Annotated in this window: 22 protein-coding genes; 14 read left to right on the top strand and 8 right to left on the bottom strand. The window is 67.8% G+C overall.

What is annotated here, in order from left to right; translation table 11 throughout:
- The first annotated feature begins 13 nt into the window (after positions 1–13).
- The 5 genes from C8D95_RS16520 to C8D95_RS16500 are packed head-to-tail and all read left to right on the top strand — an operon-like array spanning position 14 to position 2,828.
- On the top strand, positions 14–853 hold the full coding sequence (locus C8D95_RS16520) for an SDR family NAD(P)-dependent oxidoreductase (RefSeq protein ID WP_109760292.1): 840 nt from the start codon (positions 14–16) through the stop codon (positions 851–853).
- A gap of 1 nt (position 854) precedes the next feature.
- Positions 855–1,394, top strand: a complete 540-nt coding sequence (locus C8D95_RS16515; protein ID WP_109760291.1) for a hypothetical protein — start codon at positions 855–857, stop codon at positions 1,392–1,394.
- Positions 1,391–1,942 (top strand): dihydrofolate reductase family protein, encoded by a 552-nt coding sequence (locus C8D95_RS16510; protein ID WP_109760290.1) that lies wholly within the window; start codon positions 1,391–1,393, stop codon positions 1,940–1,942. The genes C8D95_RS16515 and C8D95_RS16510 overlap by 4 nt, the downstream gene beginning before the upstream one ends.
- A complete protein-coding gene (locus C8D95_RS16505) occupies positions 1,939–2,418 on the top strand; it encodes a hypothetical protein (protein ID WP_109760289.1) in 480 nt (159 codons plus the stop codon). Before C8D95_RS16510 ends, C8D95_RS16505 begins: the two co-directional genes overlap by 4 nt.
- A complete protein-coding gene (locus tag C8D95_RS16500) occupies positions 2,415–2,828 on the top strand; it encodes a secondary thiamine-phosphate synthase enzyme YjbQ (protein WP_206508447.1) in 414 nt (137 codons plus the stop codon). Before C8D95_RS16505 ends, C8D95_RS16500 begins: the two co-directional genes overlap by 4 nt.
- Here the strand turns inward: C8D95_RS16500 and C8D95_RS16495 are convergent.
- On the bottom strand, positions 2,809–3,480 hold the full coding sequence (locus C8D95_RS16495; protein WP_109760287.1) for an SDR family oxidoreductase: 672 nt from the start codon (positions 3,478–3,480) through the stop codon (positions 2,809–2,811). The genes C8D95_RS16500 and C8D95_RS16495 overlap by 20 nt on opposite strands.
- A gap of 170 nt (positions 3,481–3,650) precedes the next feature.
- Between C8D95_RS16495 and nrdR the strand changes: the two genes are divergently transcribed.
- On the top strand, positions 3,651–4,115 hold the full coding sequence (gene nrdR / locus C8D95_RS16490; RefSeq protein ID WP_109760286.1) for a transcriptional regulator NrdR: 465 nt from the start codon (positions 3,651–3,653) through the stop codon (positions 4,113–4,115).
- Positions 4,112–5,209: a bifunctional diaminohydroxyphosphoribosylaminopyrimidine deaminase/5-amino-6-(5-phosphoribosylamino)uracil reductase RibD gene (gene ribD / locus C8D95_RS16485; RefSeq protein ID WP_282957640.1), complete on the top strand. Its 1,098-nt coding sequence runs from the start codon at positions 4,112–4,114 to the stop codon at positions 5,207–5,209. Before nrdR ends, ribD begins: the two co-directional genes overlap by 4 nt.
- Here ribD and C8D95_RS16480 read toward each other — a convergent pair.
- The 3 genes from C8D95_RS16480 to C8D95_RS16470 form a co-directional block, all read right to left on the bottom strand.
- On the bottom strand, positions 5,206–7,179 hold the full coding sequence (locus C8D95_RS16480) for a capsule polysaccharide biogenesis protein (protein WP_109760285.1): 1,974 nt from the start codon (positions 7,177–7,179) through the stop codon (positions 5,206–5,208). The two genes, ribD and C8D95_RS16480, sit on opposite strands and share 4 nt — an antisense overlap.
- 26 nt (positions 7,180–7,205) lie before the next feature.
- Positions 7,206–8,276 carry a polysaccharide biosynthesis/export family protein gene (locus C8D95_RS16475; protein ID WP_109760284.1) on the bottom strand — a complete coding sequence of 357 codons (1,071 nt, stop codon included), beginning with the start codon at positions 8,274–8,276 and terminating at the stop codon, positions 7,206–7,208.
- Between the two features lie 151 nt (positions 8,277–8,427).
- On the bottom strand, positions 8,428–9,723 hold the full coding sequence (locus C8D95_RS16470) for a capsule polysaccharide biogenesis protein (protein ID WP_109760283.1): 1,296 nt from the start codon (positions 9,721–9,723) through the stop codon (positions 8,428–8,430).
- Between the two features lie 138 nt (positions 9,724–9,861).
- On the opposite strand from C8D95_RS16470, the gene C8D95_RS16465 reads away from it, so the two are divergent.
- The 5 genes from C8D95_RS16465 to nusB are packed head-to-tail and all read left to right on the top strand — an operon-like array spanning position 9,862 to position 13,116.
- The gene (locus tag C8D95_RS16465) at positions 9,862–10,461 is read left to right on the top strand and encodes a riboflavin synthase (RefSeq protein WP_109760282.1); all 600 of its coding nucleotides are present in this window, start codon (positions 9,862–9,864) and stop codon (positions 10,459–10,461) included.
- The gene (locus tag C8D95_RS16460; RefSeq protein ID WP_126918521.1) at positions 10,458–11,006 is read left to right on the top strand and encodes a hypothetical protein; all 549 of its coding nucleotides are present in this window, start codon (positions 10,458–10,460) and stop codon (positions 11,004–11,006) included. The genes C8D95_RS16465 and C8D95_RS16460 overlap by 4 nt, the downstream gene beginning before the upstream one ends.
- 58 nt (positions 11,007–11,064) lie before the next feature.
- Entirely contained in the window at positions 11,065–12,186 is a 1,122-nt protein-coding gene (gene ribB, locus C8D95_RS16455; RefSeq protein WP_206508449.1) for a 3,4-dihydroxy-2-butanone-4-phosphate synthase, read from the top strand.
- 1 nt (position 12,187) lies between these two features.
- Positions 12,188–12,664 carry a 6,7-dimethyl-8-ribityllumazine synthase gene (locus C8D95_RS16450; RefSeq protein ID WP_109760279.1) on the top strand — a complete coding sequence of 159 codons (477 nt, stop codon included), beginning with the start codon at positions 12,188–12,190 and terminating at the stop codon, positions 12,662–12,664.
- Positions 12,661–13,116 (top strand): transcription antitermination factor NusB, encoded by a 456-nt coding sequence (gene nusB / locus C8D95_RS16445; protein ID WP_109760278.1) that lies wholly within the window; start codon positions 12,661–12,663, stop codon positions 13,114–13,116. The genes C8D95_RS16450 and nusB overlap by 4 nt, the downstream gene beginning before the upstream one ends.
- A gap of 24 nt (positions 13,117–13,140) precedes the next feature.
- Here nusB and C8D95_RS16440 read toward each other — a convergent pair whose 3' ends face one another.
- Positions 13,141–13,665, bottom strand: a complete 525-nt coding sequence (locus tag C8D95_RS16440) for a DUF6647 family protein (RefSeq protein WP_109760277.1) — start codon at positions 13,663–13,665, stop codon at positions 13,141–13,143.
- A gap of 154 nt (positions 13,666–13,819) precedes the next feature.
- Between C8D95_RS16440 and C8D95_RS16435 the strand changes: the two genes are divergently transcribed.
- On the top strand, positions 13,820–14,599 hold the full coding sequence (locus C8D95_RS16435) for a winged helix-turn-helix domain-containing protein (RefSeq protein ID WP_109760276.1): 780 nt from the start codon (positions 13,820–13,822) through the stop codon (positions 14,597–14,599).
- A gap of 344 nt (positions 14,600–14,943) precedes the next feature.
- Here the strand turns inward: C8D95_RS16435 and C8D95_RS16430 are convergent, their stop codons facing one another.
- On the bottom strand, positions 14,944–16,317 hold the full coding sequence (locus tag C8D95_RS16430; protein WP_109760275.1) for an L-serine ammonia-lyase: 1,374 nt from the start codon (positions 16,315–16,317) through the stop codon (positions 14,944–14,946).
- 132 nt (positions 16,318–16,449) lie between these two features.
- Here C8D95_RS16430 and C8D95_RS16425 point away from each other — a divergent pair, with 132 nt between their 5' ends.
- The gene (locus C8D95_RS16425; RefSeq protein ID WP_109760274.1) at positions 16,450–16,710 is read left to right on the top strand and encodes a hypothetical protein; all 261 of its coding nucleotides are present in this window, start codon (positions 16,450–16,452) and stop codon (positions 16,708–16,710) included.
- 3 nt (positions 16,711–16,713) lie between these two features.
- On the opposite strand, the gene C8D95_RS16420 is transcribed toward C8D95_RS16425, so the two are convergent.
- On the bottom strand, positions 16,714–16,905 hold the full coding sequence (locus tag C8D95_RS16420) for a DUF2065 domain-containing protein (RefSeq protein ID WP_109760273.1): 192 nt from the start codon (positions 16,903–16,905) through the stop codon (positions 16,714–16,716).
- A gap of 19 nt (positions 16,906–16,924) precedes the next feature.
- Entirely contained in the window at positions 16,925–17,938 is a 1,014-nt protein-coding gene (gene hflC / locus C8D95_RS16415) for a protease modulator HflC (protein WP_109760272.1), read from the bottom strand.
- Position 17,939 lies beyond the last annotated feature (1 nt).

The raw sequence follows: 17,939 nt of genomic DNA, 5'->3' as shown, positions 1-17,939 counted from the left end.
CAGAGGAGACGCCATGACCCATCCCGCCCTCGCCGAAGGCAACGTCGCGACCGTCACAGGGGGCGCTTCGGGCATCGGTCTCGCCTCTGCCGTCCGCTTTGCGCGCCTCGGCATGAAAGTCGTCGTGATCGACAACCGCTCCGATCTCCTGAACGACGCGGCGGAACGCCTCCTCGAGGGGGGTGCGCCCGATGTGATGACGGCCTCGACCGACGTCTCGGACCGCGCGGCGCTCGAAAAACTGGAGAGGGAGATCGCCGACCGCTTCGGCGGCACCGATGTCCTGATGAACAACGCCGGCATCCAGCCCGGTTCTTCGATCTGGAGCGACGACGAGACCTGGCACCGCATCCTCGACGTGAACCTCTGGGGCATCGTCAACGGCTCCCGCGCCTTCGGTCCCCGCATGATCGCGCGCGGCAACCCCGGCGCCATCGTCAACACCGGCTCGAAGCAGGGCATCACCACGCCGCCGGGCGATCCCGCCTACAACGTGGCGAAAGCCGGCGTGAAAGCCTTCACCGAGGCGCTGCAGCACGATCTTCGGAATGGCCCCGGCCAGGTCACGGCCCACCTTCTGATCCCGGGCTTCGTCTACACCGACCTCACGAGGCGAGATCGCACCGAGAAGCCGGCAGGCGCCTGGACACCGGACCAGACCGCCGACTTCTTCCTCGACCGCCTGAACGCCGGCGACTTCTACATTCTCTGCCCCGACAATGACGTCAGCCGCGCGCTCGACGAAAAGCGCATGGCCTGGGCCATGGGCGACATCATCGAGAACCGCCCGCCCTTGTCGCGCTGGCACCCGGAGTATGGCGACGACTTCAAGGCTTACGTCGAGAAGGGCTGAGATGGGGAATTTCTACGCCAACTTCTGCGTCAGAACCGAGGATGCGGGCGAGGTCGCCAAGTTCCTGGCCGACGTCGCGGACGAAGGCGTCGTCCTGCCTGCGCAACACGGCTGGACGCTCCTCTCCTCGCGCGACCTCGAAACCATGGACGGCGAGATCCGCGACCGATACGGCGCGCGGCTGTCGCAGGGCGGGACACCCGTCCTTCTCGCGGCCAACCAGGACGACGACATGCTCCTCGTCGTCCTCTACCGCGACGGCGCCTGTGTCGCTTGGGCCGACACCAACCCGGGAGCCTGGAGTGGCGAGGACGAACCGCCGAAGATCGAAGGGGCGGACCGGCTCGCAGCCATCGCGGACGGCGTCGATCCCGCGGACCTCGCCGCGCTCCTGACCGACGAACAGGTCTTTGCCGTCGATACACACAAGGCCCTGGTCCGACTGCTGGGGCTTCCCGATCTCTCGGCCGGGTTCGGCTATCGGTACTGGAAGAATGGAGAATTCGGCGGCGACGGATACCTCGAATTCGGCACCGGATGACGCCGAGCTTCACTCTCACCGTGGCCACCAGCCGCGACGGTTTCATCTCGCGCTCGACCGGCGAACCCCCGCAAGCCTGGGCCAGCGCCGAGGAACAGGCGCTCTTCTTCCGCGACGTCGAGGCGTCGGACTGGGCGATCATGGGCCGCCATACGCATCAGGCCGCGGACCGTCCCGACCGCCGCCGGATCGTCCTGTCGTCCACGGTCGCGGGCTGGCAGCGCCCGACCCAGCTCTGGCTCGACCCCTCGGACCTCACGCCATTCGACCTTCCCGCGCTTGTCGAAGCCGTCCACCCGCTGTCCCGCGGTCTGATCCTGGGCGGCACGCGGGTTCACGAGTGGTTTCTCGCACACGATGCCATCGACCGGGTTCACCTGACGGTCGAGCCTGTGGCCTTCGGGACGGGCCTGCCTATCTTCACCGACCAGGGCACCGGCGATCCCGTCGTGGTCTTCACCTCGCGCGGCTACGCCATCGAAAGCGACGCTCTCCTCAATGCGGCGGGCACGCGCTATGTGACGCTTGAACGGAGGCACCCTGTATGAAATCAGCGCTCGCCGTCCTTGTCTCGGCCACGTCAGCAGCCGCGGACTGCCCGGACCTGACCGTGCTCGCCTGCGACATAGGTGCAAAGCGGCTCGAAGTCTGCGCCGACGCCGCCCGCATCACCTATGCCTTCGGCCCAAAAGGCGCGCCGGAACTCACCCTGTCGAACCCTCTCGACGCCCCCGGCTTCACGCCCTGGCCCGGCGTCAGCCGCACCATCTGGGACGTGGTCGACTTCGTGAACGAGGATGTCACCTACCAGGTGTTCACCTCGACCGAACGCATCCCCGAGGACGAAGCCAGGGGCCCGACCCGCACCGATGCCGTCGTCGTCCTGAAGGAGGAGGAGGTTCTGGCCGAGTTCCGCTGTGACCCAGACACCGTCCAGGGGTCCGTCGACCTTCTCTACGACCATCTGACCGCACACGGCATGTGCTTTGACCTCGGAACCCGCACCTGGTCGCGCTGCCCATGACCGTCCTCACGATCGAGACGCAGGGCCCCGGCCTCTACGAATTCACAGACCGCCTGCATGACCTCGCGCGGGGCGACGGCGTGATGACGGTCTTCGTCCGCCACACCTCCTGTTCGCTTCTCATCCAGGAGAACGCCGACCCCGACGTGCAGCGCGACCTGAAGGCCTTCTTCGACCGTCTTGTGCCGCCATCGGATGCGCCGCCGATGCGCTGGATCACCCACACAAGCGAGGGTCCCGACGACATGCCGGCCCATATCAAGGCGGCAATGCTGCCGGTGAGCTTGTCCATTCCCGTCCTGTCAGGCCGTCTTGCGCTCGGCACATGGCAGGGCGTTTACCTTTTCGAACATCGGACCCGCCCTCACCGCCGAGAGGTCGCCGTTGCCTTCACATCGACTGCGGCATGAGGAAAACCTCGCGCACCGACGCGCGCGGATCGGCCTCGATTGCCAGCATAACGGCATCGGCCACATCCTCGGGCTTCAGCTTGTCGGGCTTGCCGCTCTCGAAGAACGGCGTGTCCACCATGCCGGGGGCGACGACCGTGCAGCGCCCGCCCCACTCGCGCATCTCCTCCGCCATGTTGCCGGCGTATCCATGGACGAACCACTTGCTCGCCCCATAGATCGACCCCGGAATGTGCCGCTTGCCCGCGGCCGATCCGGTCATCACCAGCGTTCCCTTCGTCTTCTTCAACTCCGGCAGAACCGCACCGACGGTCCAGAGAACGCCGAGGATATTCAGGTCGATCATGCCGCGAATGTCGTCCTCGTCTGGCGCGCCCTTGCCCGAGGAGTTGAGCCCACGCCCGGCATTGGCGAAGGCTGCATCGATCCCGCCGAACTGGTGCGCCGCACGTTCGACGGCTTCCGTCAGGTCCGCGGGAGAGGTCGCGTCGCCAGGCAGCACCATGGCCGAGGCGCAGCCGTGCGCCACCTCCTTCAGCTTGTCCTCGCTCCGCGCGAAAAGGGCCACGTTCCAGCCCGCGTCGGACGCCTTTCGCGCCGTCGCGGCGCCGATCCCGGACGAAGCTCCGGTGATGAAGAGTGTCTTGGTCATGTCGCCTCCTGTGAAGCCTGACCAACCCGCAACAGTGGGCTGCGTTCCCCTCCATCATCTTGGGGGTGTCGATTGCCAACTCCCCAAAATCGGGGTACTTCCAAAAAGGGAAGGTGGTTCGGGACGGTGACGACCCGAATTGGCAGGGACAAGGCAGGGAGAAGAGGCGGATGCGCTGCCCGTTTTGCGGAAATATCGACACACAGGTCAAGGATTCCCGCCCCGCGGAGGACCACGTCGCCATCCGGCGCCGGCGATTCTGCCCGGCCTGCGGCGGCCGCTTCACGACCTACGAGCGCGTCCAGCTTCGTGACCTCGTCGTCATCAAGACCAACGGCAAGCGCGAGGATTTCGACCGCGGCAAGCTTGAACGCTCGATCCGCATCGCCATGCAGAAGCGCCCGATCGAGCCGGAACGTATCGACCAGATGATTTCGGGCATCGTCCGCCGGTTGGAAAGCATGGGCGAGACCGACATCCCGAGCCACACCATCGGCGAGATCGTGATGGAGAGCCTCGCGCGGATCGACACCGTCGCCTACGTCCGCTTCGCCAGCGTTTACAAGAACTTCCAGGCCGCCGACGACTTCGACAAATTCGTCAGCGAGCTTCGCCCCGCCGCGAAGGACGAGTGAGCGAGGACCACACCCGCCACATGCGGCAGGCGCTGACGCTCGGGCGCCGGGGCCTCGGCCGCGTGGCGCCTTGGCCGTCGGTCGGCTGCGTCCTTGTCCGGGAAGGCCGCATCGTCGGGCGCGGCACCTCGGACGCCGTTACCCTGCGCCATGCCGAACGCGTGGCGCTGGACCAGGCCGGCGAGGCCGCGCGCGGCGCCACGGCCTACGTCACCCTCGAACCCTGTTCGCACCACGGCCGCACGCCGCCCTGCGCCGACGCCCTCGTCGCGGCAGGCATCGCGAGGGTCGTCATTGCGGCGGGCGATCCCAACCCGCAGGTGGCCGGGCAGGGGATCGCGCGCCTGCGCGCCGCCGGGATCGAGGTCCTGACCGGCGTTATGGAGAAAGAGGCGACGGAACAGCACCTTGGCTTCTTCAGGGTGATGACCGAAGGCCGGCCCATGTTGACGCTCAAGCTCGCCTCGACCCTCGACGGACGCATCGCCACCGCCTCCGGCGAAAGCCGCTGGATCACCGGACCGGAGGCCCGCCGCGCCGTCCACGCCCTGCGGATGTCCCACGACGCCGTCCTCGTCGGCGGCGGCACCGCCCGCGCCGACGACCCCGCTCTGACGGTCCGCGAAATGGGCGCCGACGCCCAGCCCGTCCGCATCGTCGCCTCCCACGGTCTCGATCTGCCGTTCCCCTCCCGCCTCTCGGCCTCCGCAGGCGACGGTCCGGTCTGGCTGATCCACGGCGAAGGGCAGGCCACCTCCGCATCCCTCTCCGCATGGACCGGCGCGGGCGTCCGCTGCCTCGGCGTTCCGGCATCCGGCGGCCGCCTCGACGTCCCCGCCATGATGCAGCGCCTCGCCGCCGAGCGTCTGACGCGCATCTTCTGCGAAGGCGGCGGCAGCCTCGCCGCTTCGCTCCTGGACGCGGGCTTGGTCGACAGGCTGGTCCTGATGATCGCCGGAAAGGTGATCGGGTCCGAAGGTCGGCCCTCGGTCGGCCCGCTCGACCTCGCGTTCCTGACGGATGCACCGACCTTCCAGCTTCGCGACGTCCGCGCCCTCGGCGGCGACGTCATGCAGACCTGGGCTCGCGCCTAGCGCCGGAAGGGCGACACCAGCCCGTGCAGCCAGGCCAAAGCCTTGTTCACGCGCGGCATCTCGACCCCCTCCGCCAACAGCCGAACGGCCTGCTCGGGCGAGATCGGCTCTCCCGTCGCCGGATGGAAATAGCGGGGATAGGCGATGAGACAGGCATGGACCAACTGCGCCAGCGTCACGTCCTGCCCCATCCGGTGCGGGGGGCGCGGTGCAAGATCACGCGTCAATCCGCGCCCCGCATAGAAGGGCATCCCGAGGCAGGTCACCGGGACGGCGCGCAGCAGAGCCTCGAACCCCAGCGTCGAGGTCATCGTCCACACCTCGTCCGCGACGGTCAATGCCTCCGCCGCACTGACGCCGGTCAAAATGACATCGGCAAGCCCTGTGACATCCGCATCCTCCAGGGCGCCGGCCCTAAGCCCGGCCTCCACATCCGGATGCGGCTTATACAGGATGACAGCTTCGGGATTGGCCTCGCGCGCGTGCCGCAACAGGTCGAGGTTCGTCCGGATCTCGCCCGCCCCGTACATCATGGAAGCATCGTCCTCTACCTGCCCCGCGACCAGCACACGACGCCCGGCCGGGACTTCGGGCATAACTTCCCCGATGTTGTATTTCGTCAACTTCTGCGTCCGAATGGACCGGATCAGCCGCTCCGAGCGTCGCAATTCGCCAACGGGAGTCTGACCGGCGGCGTCGATTAGGGCGTCCAGCCGCCCCGCCTCCCGTGCATCGAAGTAAAGCGTCGGTGCATCCAGCACCAGCGACAGGGGAGGCACCAGCGCCGCACCCAGCCCGCGCGACCGCAGGAATCCGTCCTCCATCCGCAGCGCGCCCTCTGGCGCCTCCGCCATCCCCCAGACGACGGCCGTCCGCTCACCGCTCTCAGGCACCGACCGCGCGAACCGAACCGCCACCTCGCGCCCGAAAGCCCGCGACAGATGCGGCCGCTTCCACGGCTTCATCCCGACGGCGACATAGCCCCCTCGATCCTCGCGCCACGCCCGCGCGCGTGCGGCGAGTCCGGCCACGACCTCCTCCACCTCGCACAACCGGTCCGCGACGGGATCGTACCACGTCGGGTAGAGGATCATCGCGGCGGCAAAGAGCTGCGCCCGCGTCAGCGTCCGCGCGCGGCGGGCAGGGGCGTCCTGATCCTGCGTCAGGCCCCATCCCGCATAGAACGGCTGCCCGAAGACACGCGGGCGATGCCCCGCGAAGATCGCCTCGAACCCGAGCGTCGAGGAATGGGTGTAGACAGCGACCGCCCCTTCGAAGAGAACGCGCGGCGCGATCGGACGGCTCTCCAGCGTCACGCGCCCCGTCGCGTCCTCCGCCGTGAAATGTCCCTCGCGCCCGCCATGCCCCGTCTCGGGATGCGTCTTCACGACGATCCGCGCCCCCGGATGCTCTTCCGCCGCGAAGGCCAGCATCTCGAGGAAGGCGGCCCGCCCGGCCCCCATCAGCGCCGCGTCGCCCTTCGTCTGGTCGACGACGACGACATAGCCCGGCTCGGGCGCGGCCAGCGCCGGATCGGTCGCGGAATACTTGCCCACATGCCAGTAGGCGAGGCTGTCCATCGCCTCGCGCGCCCGGTCGAGAAGGGCGGTGTCGTCCAGCGCATGCGTGGCCAGAAGCCGTTCGAGGTCCGACGGCGCGCCGCCGTCGAAATGCATCCCCGTCCGGTCGAGGCACAGCCCCACCGGCGCCTCGCCCCGTACCCGTCCCGGATGGACCGACCGCAGGAACGCATCCTCGACCGTCAGGATCGGCGCCTCCGTCCAGCCCGCGACCGCCTGCGCCCGCCACGCCGTCCGCGACCGCCCCCAGAGCCCGACCCAGTCTCCTTCGCGCGGCAGGCCGGTCGTCACCTCCCAGCCCGCGAGCTCCAGGATGCGCCGAGGCGTGCCCTTCGTCAGCAGCCCGCCGTTGTAAACGCAAAGCCGCCGCCCGAAGGCGGCGGCTTTCACTGTCCCGTCGTTTTTATTGTCTGTCGTCACTCGGTCAGAGACTGGAGCGACGCCGCCGTGCCGACCGGAGCAACGATGGCCTGCAGGATCTTCTGGAACTGGGTATAGGGCGCCTCGGTGACATAGACCGTATCGCCGTCGCGGATGTCGAAGTCGCGCGCCACGAAGACCCCGTTGGGCGACGTCAGGTCGAGGACGTAGACCATGCGCTGCTCGTCCGAGAACTCGCGCCCCAGCACGCGGCCGGCGACTTGCGGCTCCTCGTCGCGGAAGACGAAGATGCCCGTCGGATCGGCGAGTGACGTGTTCAGACCGCCCACGGTCGCCAGCGCCTCGATGGCAGACACGCTCTGCGTCTCGAACGGCACCTTCACCTGAGCGCCGGTGGCGCCGATGGCGGTGTAGAAGCGCTCGTCCTCTTCGACCAGAATGCGGTCGCCCGCGCGCAGCGCGATGTCCAGGCTCGGGTTCTCGTAGAGATCCACCAGCCAGATCGTGCCGGTGTGCGCGCCCCGGATCAGCGTGACCTGCGTGATGTCGGGCGGAAGGGTAATGCCGCCCGCCCGCGCCAGCATGGCCGTCAGCGTGCGCGTCGGCCGCTCGATCGGATAGACGCCCTGAGCGCCGATTCCGCCGATCAGCGACACTGTCGCGCCGTCGCCCGCCATGCGCTGTACCATGACCTGCGGGTCCGGTGTCTGAGCCTCGAGCTTCTCGGTAATGATGCGCCGGATCGCCTCGGGCGTGTTGCCGGCGGCGCGAATGCGGCCCGCGTAAGGCACGAAGATGAACCCGTCGCCATCGACCTGGACCTCCTGAAGCGCCGTGGAGTTCGCCCCCGCTGTCGCCAGAAGGCCGTCGTCGACGTTCTCCCAGATCATCAGGCCCAGCGTGTCGCCCGGCCGCACGGTGTCCGAACCCAGCACGGCCGCGTTGATGAGCCCCGAAGAGAACCCAAGCGGCGGAACGTATTCGGTCGCGCGGGTCACGCTGTCGTCGACGCTGACGATGAAGGCATTGCCCTGTTTCTGAACCGAGCCCGCGAAGATCTCGTTCTTCGTGGGGCCCGTCCTCGGAAGTCCGCATCCTGCAAGCATCGATGCGGATACGCACAGCGCCACCCAACGGGCGCGGGGTCTCGTCGAAAATGTCACTGCTCGGTCTCCTCGACCTTTTTATGTGCCTGCCTCTGGCTATTGCGGCGAGCTTACGCAGCTTCATCCGGAATTTTGACACATTTTGGCAGAGTCAGCGGCTTACGGGCCGAAGGTGTTGCGGTCGCGCCGCAGCGCCGCCCTCCGCGAGACGGGCATAGGGCGACGCCTCGGCGAGCATCAGGTCGGGCACCTGCCGCAACAGTTTCCGTCGCGAAAGGTAGCCGTAATAGCCCCCGGGCACCTGCGAGGTCGCAAGAAGAAACGCCCGATAGGTCAGGTAGGCGGCACGGTCCGGCGCGCGCGGATCCCGGAAGAACTCGGGCAGCGGCTGGTCCGACACGAACTCGGGCTTGCGATAGACGGCGTCGCCGAAGACCTTCAGCGGCAGCCCGCGCCAGAGCGCCTGCTCGGCGGCGGTGGAGTTGACTGTCAGCGCACTCCGCGCCGCGTCGAGAAGCCGCGCGAGCTTCCCGCCCGAGACGAAATGCACACGGCCTTCAAGGCCATGCTCCCCGGCCAGGCGCCGGACGAGGGGACGCAGCGGCTCGCGCCCGTCCTCCAGCGGATGCGCCTTCAGGACAAGGTGATGGTGCAGCGGCGCGCCCGCGACGAAGCCGTGGAACACCCTGTCCAGGAACTCGGCCTGAGTGCGGAAGGGACCATGCGACAGGAAATTCGCATCATGCGCCAGTTGCAGAAGGACAAGGTGATAGGGAAAGCCGCCATGCCGGATCCGCGCCGTCGCCGCCGCCCGCCCCAGGGCACGCGCGGGCGTCTCGAGAAATCGCCTCAGGTGGAGACCGAACTCGCCCCCGACGCCAGGTGTCCGGTGTGGCCGGAACCCCGGATAGCGCCGCGCCCCCAGCATCAGCCGCGCATGATAGGCCGCCCCCCAGGCCATGTGCGCCCCCATGTCGCCCCAGCGGTCCGGCGCCTCGGTATGCACCTGCGCGCCTTCCGCCAGCGACGCCGCCATCTCCGCGACCGTCATCCGCGCCGCCCTCGACCCGGCATTCGCGCCGCCGCGTTCGTAGGTCACCCAGTAGGGCCGCAGATAGCCTTCCTCGAAGACATGCGGCACCAGCCCCTCTGCCTCGGCCAGCGCCAGGGCCGTTCGATGAACGGGGCGGCTCGATCCATAGCAGGCGATGTCCGTCACCCCGAGGCGCCTCACCGTTTCGCCAAGGAAACCCGGGAACGCCTCGGGCGCGTCGCGATAGGCGACATAGCCGCCGCCCCGCCAGAACGCCTCGTCGCCCGCGTTGAACCCGATCCGGTGAACCTCGGCCCCCGCTGCGCGCAGTCCTGCGCCGAGCCCGGCAAAGAACGGCCCGTGCGGTCCCTGAAGGAACAGAAAGACCCTGCGCCGTCCCAAGTTCGCCCCCATGCACCAGTCCTAGCCTCGCGGAAGACCCCGGTCCATTTCATCTTGCCGCAAATACGCATCTCCCCGCCATCGCCCCGGGCTTGCGCGCGAAAGCCGGGGCGATTACCTCGAAAGGGTCAAATCGGAAGGGCCAGCGGCATGTTCACCGGCATCGTGACCGACGTGGGCGAGATCCTCGACATGCGGCAGGAGGGCGACCTCCGCGTCCGTATCGGCACAGCATACGACATCGGGGGCATCGACATCGGGGCATCGATCGCCTGCGACGGCGTCTGTCTCACCGTGATCGACCTCGGCGCCACGCCGCGCGGCTGGTTCGACGTGCAGGCCTCGGCCGAGACGCTGTCGAAGACCTCCCTCGGCGACTGGACACCGGGCGCCCGCGTCAACCTGGAACGCGCGCTGAAGGTCGGCGACGAGATCGGCGGCCACATCGTCTCGGGTCACGTCGACGGCATCGCCCGCGTCGTCGGTATCCGCGACGAGGGCGACAGCACCCGCGTCACCTTCGAAGCGCCCGCGAGCCTCGCCCGCTTCATCGCGCCCAAGGGCTCGGTGGCCCTCAATGGCACCTCGCTGACCGTGAACGAGGTCGACGGCGCCCGCTTCGGCGTCAACCTCATTCCCCACACCAAGGAAGTCACGACCTGGGGCCGCGTCTCCGAAGGCGACGCCGTGAACCTCGAGGTGGACACGCTGGCCCGCTACGTCGCGCGGCTGGCCGAGGTCGCGGCATGACCATGCTCGGCCACAACCAGGGACCCACGATGGAGCCGGGCGGCGCATGGCGCCGCTATGCCTGGGGCAGGGCGCGGGCCGAGCTTCTGCCGAAGATGCCGCTCGAGGTCGTGCGCCGCCGCGTGAAGCGCGCCCGCGAACTCGGCCTCGACTACAAGTCCTACGCCGGCATTCGCGCCGCCACGGGACGCGACATCGTGGCTCTCCTCTTCTCGGACAATGCGCTCCGGATGCTGCGCGACGCCCGGATCGACCCCCGGCGCGAGGCGAAGCTGGCCGACCTCGACAGCGTCGACATCCTCGCCCTCCTGCACCTCCCCCACGACCCGCGCGAGGCGCTCGACCGCAACGCGATCCTCCTCGATGCCGACCGCGCCCCTGGCCTCGCCGAGACCTGGGGCGAGACGCGCCGCCGCATCCTCGACCTCGCCGGCCGCACCCCGCGCGACGCCATCGTCGTCGTGGGCGAGACCCACATCGAACGCGGCTGGGCCGAGACCGCGCGCCTCGCCGGCTACGTCCCCGCCGAGCGCTACTTCCCCTGACGTCCCGCACCCCCGCGCCCTCTGGCCAAGGCACGGGCCATCCGCTATGGCGTGCCCCATGAATTACGAGACCCCCGGACCCGTGGAAGACGGCTGGCGCGATGCGATTTCGACGATCGAGGAGATCATCGACGACGCCCGCAATGGCCGCATGTTCATCCTCGTCGACCACGAGGACCGCGAGAACGAGGGCGACCTCGTCATCCCCGCCCAGATGGCCACGCCCGAGGCGATCAACTTCATGGCCACCCACGGCCGCGGCCTGATCTGCCTGTCGCTTCCGGGCGAGCGCATCGATGCCTTGGGCCTACCGCTCATGGCCTCGCAGAACTCGTCGCGCCACGAGACCGCCTTCACCGTCTCCATCGAGGCGCGCGAGGGCGTGTCGACCGGCATCTCGGCCCATGACCGCGCCCGCACCGTCGCCGTCGCCATCGACGCCGCCAAGACCGCGCAGGACATCGCCACCCCCGGCCACGTCTTTCCCCTCCGCGCCCGCGACGGCGGCGTCCTCGTCCGCGCCGGCCATACCGAGGCCGCGGTCGACGTCGCCCGCCTCGCCGGCCTCAACCCCTCGGGCGTGATCTGCGAGATCATGAACGACGACGGCAGCATGTCGCGCCTGCCCGAGCTCGTCGCCTTCGCGCAGCGCCACGGCCTCAAGATCGGCACCATCTCCGACCTCATCTCCTACCGCCGCCGCCACGACAACCTCGTCCGCATCACGCGCGAGGAAACCGTGCGCGCCGAATTCGGCGGCGAATGGCAGATGCGCGTCTTCACCGACACCGCCCACGGCGACGAGCACATCGTCCTGACCAAGGGCGACATCCCCGGCGACGGACCCTGCCTCGTGCGGATGCACGCGATGGACCCGCTCCTCGACGTCGTGGGCCTCGGCCCCACCGGCCGCCGCGACGAGTTCGGCGACGCCATGACGCTCATCGCGCGTGAGGGCAGGGGCGTCCTCGTCCTCCTCCGCGACACCACGATGAAGCTCGTCCCGGGCGGCGCGGCCTCGCCCCAGACGCTGCGCCAATACGGCCTCGGCGCGCAGATCCTCTCCTCCCTCGGCCTCCACGAGATCGTGCTCCTGACCAACTCGCCCAGGCCCCGCATCGTCGGCCTCGACGCCTATGGCCTCTCCATCGTGGGCACCCGCCCCGTGACGGCCGACTGACATGGCCGGACAGTCGCACCACACGCTCGACCTTCCGGCCTTCGACGCCCCCGTCCGCGTCCTCATCGTCGTCGCCCCCTACTACAAGGACATCGCCGACGACCTCGTGACCGGAGCCCGCGCCACCCTCGACGCCGCAGGCGCCGAAGCCGAGGTGATCGAGGTTCCGGGCGCGCTCGAGGTCCCCGCCGCCATCGGCATCGCCCGCGCGGGTGGCTTCGACGGCTTCGTGGCGCTCGGCTGCGTCATCCGGGGCGAGACCACGCACTACGACACCGTCTGCAACGACTCGAGCCGCGCCCTGACCCTCCTCGGGCTCGAGGGCGCCTGCATCGGCAACGGCATCCTGACGGTCGAGACCTACGACCAGGCCGCCGTCCGCGCCGATCCCGCGGGCCAGAACAAGGGCGGGGGAGCAGCGGCCGCGGCCCTCCACCTCGTCGCCCTCACGCGCCGCTTCGCGAAGGCCCGCGCATGACCCGCACCACTCGCCAGATGAAAAGTGCGGCCCGCCTCTACGCCGTGCAGGCGCTCTTCCAGATGGAGCACTCGGGCCAGGCCGCGCCCCGCGTCCAGAAGGAGTTCGAGGATTTCCGCATCGGCGTCGAGATCGACGGGGACGAGATGGCCGAGGCCGACCTCGACCTCTTCCGCAAGCTGATCGACGACGCCGTCAACTGGCAGGGCCGCATCGACCAGATGACCGACCGCGCGCTCGTCGCCAAATGGCCCATCGCCCGCATCGACCCCACGCTGAGGGCGCTGTTCCGCGCCGCCGGAGCCGAACTCGTCGAGGGCGCCGCCCCGCCCCGCGTCATCATCACCGAATACGTCGACGTCGCCCACGCCTTCTTCCCCGAGGGCAAGGAGCCCAAATTCGTCAACGCCGTGCTGGACCACATGGCGCGGGAGGCGAAGGGGGAGATTTAGGGGGGAGCGTTGGCTTCCGAAGCTCTAGTAAGCGCAGTTGACAAGGACCAGCCGGGTTAGCGCGTCGATACCGAACGCGGTATCAAGGTCCAGGTCATGCGCGTCCAGCCACTTGGCCTGAAGGTCATAAGCCTCTGCTTCGCCTGCAGAAGCACAGGCCAGCCGTCGACCGGACAACGCCTGTGCATGATGGACGAGCTCGTGCACGATGACGGATTGGTCGACGGCGTCGGCAGGGTTCCAATACCTGCTCAGAAGAATGCGGTGCCGCGCTCTGTCGTAGAGCGCCACTGTATCGAGGGCCGTGCCGGGGCGCATGGCTTGGATGACGTCGCTGTCGACGCGGCACACCTGTGGCGGGGGCAGATCATCCTCAAAGCTGAGTTCGCCTCGCACCCAGTCCCACAGGTCCGCAAGGTCTGGTCCGGGTCCATGCTGTCGCAAATTGTCGGCAGGACATTCAGCGGCATACGGCTCGGCGATGAGCGGGGGTGCCACTGAGAATGACAGGGACATGAGAATAGCGGTCCGCGACGCAAGGGATACCATCAGATCTCTCCATCAAGTCTTTTGGTTTGCATGGGCGGAATGATGGGACGGCCCGGGCTGGCTGTCGTGATCGGTGGGTGAAATCTTCCTAAAAATGCGCTAATATTCTGCTGAAAATCATTCTTGGCTCCGCCATCTTCAGAGCTGCACGGCGATGCGCTATGTGTTCGCAAACTTTCTTCTCGACACGGCCACGTGCGAGTTGAAGCGCGGCCAAACACTCGTCGCGCTTCGTCCCAAATCGTATGACCTTCTCAACCTTCTCGTCGAAAGGGCAGGCAGCGTCGTCGGCAAGAACGCCCTGCAGGATGCGCTCTGGCCGGATGTCACCGTACAGGAAAACTCGCTTACGCAGTGCGTTGCAGACTTGCGCCGCAGACTTGGTGACGAGGAAGGCCACCTGATTCGGACCGTGCCGAAACGGGGATATATGTTCACTTCGAGCGTCACCCGCGAAGACGATTTGCGCGGACGCAGCAAGGTCCGCCCCCTTGGCGCGGCAGCAGGTCTATTGATCTTGGGCGCGCTGCTGTGGCTTAACCTGCTGCCGAAGTCGGAAGCGAATATTCCACCTACCAAGGAACCTCGAGTTCTTCTGGACACGAAGTCAACGGTTCTTGATCAGCCTCTGGTCTGGCCCGCGTCTTCGGCCCGGCTGATGGCCGGGATCACCGTCATCGCGCCGGGTGAGGCATCGGAATGGCACACTCATGCCGCCCCGCTTTTTGCCTATGTGATCTCCGGCGAGATCGTCACGGATTACGGCACCCCCGGAGAAAGACGCTACCGCGCCGGAGATGCACTGATCGAGGCGGTCGATTGGCCTCACCAGGCGCGCAACGTGGGAGCGGAGTGGGCCGAGGTCCTGTACGTTCTTGTTGGTTCGGACGATACGCCCTTGCGATCTTCCGCCGATATTCTTCCGGTCCGCTAGGTGCGTGCATGGTCTCCCCTGCCCACTGGTTCCGCCCCGCGCACGGTATACAGCGAGCGGCGTCGCAAGGTGGTTTCCGACCTCACGCTTGAGAAGCGGCCGGTCTGAAACCGGGACAGGCCAGCTTCCGGTTCCTAGCTTGATGTTGCCATCGACGCTGCAGCGAAGGACAGCTTCCCGCCCTGCTGAGACCCTGGTCCCACCCCCTACCGCCCATCCAACCCGCACCGACGCAATACCGACGCAATACCGACGTGATACCGATGGGACGTTTCTCTCGGAATCCAGACAAATCAGAGGGTTGACGACCCCCGCCCCGGGACGCCGACCCGGGCCCCGTAGCCTCAGCAGTTCGGCACGTTGACCGCCAGCCCGCCGAGCGCCGTTTCCTTGTATTTCTCGCTCATGTCGGCCCCGGTCTGGCGCATCGTCTCGATGGCCGCGTCCAGTGGAACAAGGTGGGATCCGTCCCCCCGCAGCGCCAGCGAGGCGGCCGAGACCGCCTTGATCGCCCCCAGTCCGTTGCGCTCGATGCAGGGCACCTGGACCAGCCCCCGCACCGGGTCGCAGGTCATCCCGAGGTGATGTTCCAAGGCGATTTCCGCAGCATTCTCAACCTGTTCCGGGCTACCCCCCAGAACGGCCGCCAGCCCCGCAGCCGCCATCGCCGCTGCCGATCCGACCTCCGCCTGGCACCCGCATTCGGCGCCCGAGATCGACGCGTTGAACTTGATCAGCCCCCCCACCGCCGCCGCCGTCAGCAGGAACTCCGGCACCCGCGCCTGCGACGCCCCCGGCACATGGTCGAGCCAGTAGCGGATCGTCGCCGGAATGACCCCCGCCGCCCCGTTGGTCGGAGCCGTAACCACTTGACCTCCCGCGGCATTTTCCTCGTTAACCGCCATGGCATAGGTCGAGATCCAGTCGTTGATGACATGCGGCGCCGTCAGGTTCCGCCCCCTCTCGGCCTCGAGCGCCCTGAGGATCGCCGGAGCCCTCCGCTTGACGTTCAGACCCCCCGGCAGCACCCCATCCGTGGCCAGCCCCCGGTCCATCGTCCCCTTCATCACCTCCCAAATCCGAGCCAGCCCCCGGTCCAGCGCCTCGGCCGTCCCGCGCGACATCTCGTTCGCCCGCTTCATCGCCGCGATGGACAGCCCCGACGCCCGGTTCATCTCCAGCATCTCTGCCGCCGAGCGGAACGGGTAGGGCACGGCCGGCCCGCGGTCGGTGTCGCCCCCGGACGCAAGCTCCTGTTCTGTCAGCACGAATCCGCCCCCGACCGAATAGTAGGTCTGCGCCAGGATCACGTCGCCCTGCGCGTCGGTGGCTCTCAGGATCAACCCGTTGGCATGGCCGGGCAGGGGAGGCCCGTAGTCGAACACGAGGTCCGACGCGGGGTCGAAGGCCAGCGCCGGCAGCCCCTCGGGCGTCACCGTCCGCTCCGCCGCCACGCGCGCCAACTCGCTCTCGGCCCGCTCCGCGTCATAGCTGTCGGGCCTGAACCCCGCGAGGCCGAGGATCGTCGCGCGATCCGTCGCATGGCCCACGCCCGTGAAGGCAAGCGAACCGTGAAGCGAGGCCCGGACGCCGAAAGGCGTGAAGGCCGAAGCGCGCAAGAGGTCGAGGAACCGTCCGGCCGCCACCATCGGCCCCATGGTGTGGGACGACGAGGGACCGACGCCCACCTTGAACATCTCGAAGACCGACAGGAACATGCGCCCAACAACGCCGCAAGACCCGGCGAAGGCAAGTCCCGCTGCGGCATGTTTCGCGCGATTTCCGCCCTTTGTCCCAGTTTCGGCCACAAAGCCGGGCTAGGGCGAGACAGGATTCAGGAAAGGTGGGATATGTCGATACTGGAAGAGGTGGCCGACGGCCTCGCCAAGCGGACGACCGAACTCATGGCGCGCACCGGAATAGACACGATCGAGAAGCGGATCGCCGACGAGATCGGCTCGTCCTCCCCGACGTTGCAGGAGACCTACCTGACCGCGATGCGCATTCGGAAGGCCGAGGCGCGGGGTCACAGGCTTCTCGACAAGTACGAGAAGGGCGATGCCATACCCAAGGCCGGCATCAGCTCGGCGCCTCAGGAAATGGGGCATTAGCCGTCAGCCGATAGTCTGCGCCAGCCAGACCAGAAGGACGCCAAGCGCTACCGCGCCGAGCCCGTAGGCCCGGCGCGTCTCGATCGGTATCTCCGTGATCATCCGGATCAGCTCTTCCAGCCGGTTCGGCAGAAGTGCCAGCACCAGACCCTCGAAGACAAGGACGAGCCCGATGCCGAGGAGGACGAGGGTCATGCCGCCGTCCTCCCTGCCGTCAGTTGCCGCCGAGCGTCACACCCGAGCCTGGAGCCGGCTGGGGTTCGGGGACAGAGGCCTCGTCCTCAGGCGCTGCTTCGGGCGACGTCTCGACAGCGGCAGGTGCGTCACTCGCACCGACGCCTGACGAAACGCCCGCGCTGTCGAGGAATTCGAAGAACTCGCTGTCCGGCGTGATGACGAGCGTCGAGTTGGAACCCTTGAGCGCGTTCTCGTACGCCGTCAGCGAACGATAAAAGCGAAAGAAGTCCTCGTCGGCGCCATAGGCTTCGGCGAAGATCCCGTTCCGTTCGCCGTCTGCCTCGCCTCGCACGATCTCGGCCTCGCGGGTCGCTTCGGAGACGATCTCGACCACGGTGCGGTCAGCCTGCGCCTGGACGCGCTGCGCCGCTTCGGCGCCCCGGGCGCGCTCGTCGGTCGCCTCGCGCTCGCGCTCGGCCCGCATCCGGTCGAACGTTGCGGCAAGGTTCTGCTCCGGCAGGTTGGTCTGCTTCAGCCTCACGTCGACCACGTCAAGTCCCAGGGCGGCTGCTTCCGCGTCGGCGTTGGCGCGGATGCGGTTCATCAGTTCGGCACGCTCGGAAGACAGGATGGTGTTCGACGTCACGCCCTCGGCACCGAGGACCGCACGGATCTCGTCGATGAGAATCGAGGCAAGACGATCCTCGGCCGACTCGAGACCGCCCAGGCCGACGGCCTGGCGGAACTGGATCACCGCGTCGTCGGTGTCCCCGATCCGATACCGCGCAAAGGCATCGACCACGAGGCGACGGTCATCGGATGGCGTGATCTCGATGGCGGGTGTGTCGAGAGACAGGATGCGGTCGTCGTAACGCACGACCTCCTGAATGAACGGGATCTTGAAACCCAGTCCGGGGTCGTTCTTGACCTGCTTGATCTGGCCGAACTGGAGGATCAGCGCCTTTTCCCGCTCTTCCACGATGAAGACCGAGGAAAGGGCGACGACGAGCAGAACGACGACGGCGGCAAGGGCTATGGTAAGCCTGTTCATG

The organism is Silicimonas algicola, assembly GCF_003148765.1.
Taxonomy (GTDB): Bacteria; Pseudomonadota; Alphaproteobacteria; order Rhodobacterales; family Rhodobacteraceae; genus Silicimonas; species Silicimonas algicola.
Note: the sequence above shows the minus strand (reverse complement) of the source record. Positions and strands in the feature narration are given on the sequence as shown.

Excerpts from the sequence above, each read along its gene's own strand:
- C8D95_RS16520 (WP_109760292.1), top strand. The coding sequence starts at position 14 with ATGACCCATCCCGCCCTCGCCGAAGGCAACGTCGCGACCGTCACAGGG.
- C8D95_RS16515 (WP_109760291.1), top strand. The coding sequence starts at position 855 with ATGGGGAATTTCTACGCCAACTTCTGCGTCAGAACCGAGGATGCGGGC.
- C8D95_RS16510 (WP_109760290.1), top strand. The coding sequence starts at position 1,391 with ATGACGCCGAGCTTCACTCTCACCGTGGCCACCAGCCGCGACGGTTTC.
- C8D95_RS16505 (WP_109760289.1), top strand. The coding sequence starts at position 1,939 with ATGAAATCAGCGCTCGCCGTCCTTGTCTCGGCCACGTCAGCAGCCGCG.
- C8D95_RS16500 (WP_206508447.1), top strand. The coding sequence starts at position 2,415 with ATGACCGTCCTCACGATCGAGACGCAGGGCCCCGGCCTCTACGAATTC.
- C8D95_RS16495 (WP_109760287.1), bottom strand. The coding sequence starts at position 3,480 with ATGACCAAGACACTCTTCATCACCGGAGCTTCGTCCGGGATCGGCGCC.
- nrdR (WP_109760286.1), top strand. The coding sequence starts at position 3,651 with ATGCGCTGCCCGTTTTGCGGAAATATCGACACACAGGTCAAGGATTCC.
- C8D95_RS16475 (WP_109760284.1), bottom strand. The coding sequence starts at position 8,276 with ATGCTTGCAGGATGCGGACTTCCGAGGACGGGCCCCACGAAGAACGAG.
- C8D95_RS16470 (WP_109760283.1), bottom strand. The coding sequence starts at position 9,723 with ATGGGGGCGAACTTGGGACGGCGCAGGGTCTTTCTGTTCCTTCAGGGA.
- C8D95_RS16465 (WP_109760282.1), top strand. The coding sequence starts at position 9,862 with ATGTTCACCGGCATCGTGACCGACGTGGGCGAGATCCTCGACATGCGG.
- C8D95_RS16460 (WP_126918521.1), top strand. The coding sequence starts at position 10,458 with ATGACCATGCTCGGCCACAACCAGGGACCCACGATGGAGCCGGGCGGC.
- ribB (WP_206508449.1), top strand. The coding sequence starts at position 11,065 with ATGAATTACGAGACCCCCGGACCCGTGGAAGACGGCTGGCGCGATGCG.
- C8D95_RS16450 (WP_109760279.1), top strand. The coding sequence starts at position 12,188 with ATGGCCGGACAGTCGCACCACACGCTCGACCTTCCGGCCTTCGACGCC.
- nusB (WP_109760278.1), top strand. The coding sequence starts at position 12,661 with ATGACCCGCACCACTCGCCAGATGAAAAGTGCGGCCCGCCTCTACGCC.
- C8D95_RS16440 (WP_109760277.1), bottom strand. The coding sequence starts at position 13,665 with ATGGTATCCCTTGCGTCGCGGACCGCTATTCTCATGTCCCTGTCATTC.
- C8D95_RS16435 (WP_109760276.1), top strand. The coding sequence starts at position 13,820 with ATGCGCTATGTGTTCGCAAACTTTCTTCTCGACACGGCCACGTGCGAG.
- C8D95_RS16430 (WP_109760275.1), bottom strand. The coding sequence starts at position 16,317 with ATGTTCCTGTCGGTCTTCGAGATGTTCAAGGTGGGCGTCGGTCCCTCG.
- C8D95_RS16425 (WP_109760274.1), top strand. The coding sequence starts at position 16,450 with ATGTCGATACTGGAAGAGGTGGCCGACGGCCTCGCCAAGCGGACGACC.
- C8D95_RS16420 (WP_109760273.1), bottom strand. The coding sequence starts at position 16,905 with ATGACCCTCGTCCTCCTCGGCATCGGGCTCGTCCTTGTCTTCGAGGGT.
- hflC (WP_109760272.1), bottom strand. The coding sequence starts at position 17,938 with ATGAACAGGCTTACCATAGCCCTTGCCGCCGTCGTCGTTCTGCTCGTC.